Here is a 1,325-nt window from a genome sequence, read left to right as displayed (position 1 = left end):
CACTTGAGAGGTGCCTTGCCGGTTGGTGCTGGTGGAAGCGTGAGAACTCCCATCATCCCAGGTCAGCGGGCACCTCCTCCCGTTTCCCCGTCCACAGCCCGGCCGTTACACGGTGGATCGAGGCTGAGAGGACGTTCGTGTCATTTACGTAATGGTTGGGATGGTTCTGCCGCGCCAGGATTGGCCGCATACAGGCAGAACAGGCGGTTTGAGGCCGCCGCTTCGGCAGACGCGATCCTGCGTTTCACCCCGGTTCCGGCCAATAGCTCCTGTCCGGTTCGAAGAACCTACCGAAAAGGGCTTTTGCCTCGCTCGATCGAGCGATATGCCCGGGTCGGGATCTCGTGCATGAGTATCCCCATGACCTCTTCGCAGCCGCGCCTGCCGTACCTGAGTGATCTCTCCGACGCCCGCTGGGCGTTGATGGAACCGACCCTGACGGCTTGGCGGGCCGAGCGCCAGAAGACCTCGCTCAACCTCGGCGGCAAGGTCACTGACCTGCGGGAAGTCATGAACGCGATCCTCTTCCTCAACCGGACCGGTGTCCCGTGGCGCTACCTTCCGCACGACTTCCCGCCGCACACCACGGTGTTCGGCTACTTCAGCGCCTGGACCGCCGACGGCACCATCGAGAAACTCGGCGTTCACCTGCACCGGATGGTCCGTGAGCAGGCAGGACGCACCGCCGAGCCCACCGCCTGCGTGATCGATGCGCAGAGCGTCAAGACTGCTATCAGCGTTCCCACCGACACCCAGGGGACGGATGCCGGGAAGAAGATCGTGGGCCGCAAGCGCAGCATCGTCGTCGACACTCTCGGCCTGTTACTGCTGGTCATCGTGACCGCCGCCAGCGTCTCCGACAACGAGGCCGGCAAGCAGCTCCTCACCCAACTCGCCGCCGACCACCCCACGATCACCAAGGCGTGGGTCGACACCGGCTACAAGACCAAGGCCATCGAACACGGCGCCACCCTCGGTATCGACGTCGACGTAGTCCCACGAAACGAGCAGGTCAAAGGCTTCTCCGTGATCCCCAGGCGCTGGGTCGTCGAGCGAAGCTTCGGATGGATCATGATGCACCGCCGCCTGGCCCGCGACTACGAGACCAAACCCGCCCATTCCGAGAGCATGATCCGCATCGCGATGATCTCGAACCTCGCGTAAGCATTCAGAAGGAATTGCGGCTGGATGGTGACGTTATGTGAGGCTTGCTGGTCAGGTGGTTTGTTCGATCGGTGGCATCCAGAGGTTGCCGGTGAGGGCGCGGTGGATGGCCTCGAAGGCGCTCAGTCCGTGTTTGCGGGCGGAGTCGAGGTAGGAGCGCA

At 63.3% G+C, this 1,325-nt stretch carries 1 protein-coding gene; it reads left to right on the top strand.

The features are described 5' to 3' along the window. Positions 1–360 precede the first annotated feature (360 nt). Positions 361–1,164 carry an IS5 family transposase gene (locus OTB19_RS42895; protein WP_267804283.1) on the top strand — a complete coding sequence of 268 codons (804 nt, stop codon included), beginning with the start codon at positions 361–363 and terminating at the stop codon, positions 1,162–1,164. Positions 1,165–1,325 lie beyond the last annotated feature (161 nt).

This window comes from Streptomyces sp. H27-H5, assembly GCF_026627505.1.
GTDB lineage: Bacteria > Actinomycetota > Actinomycetes > Streptomycetales > Streptomycetaceae > Streptomyces.
This window is presented reverse-complemented; position numbering and strand designations above follow the sequence as displayed.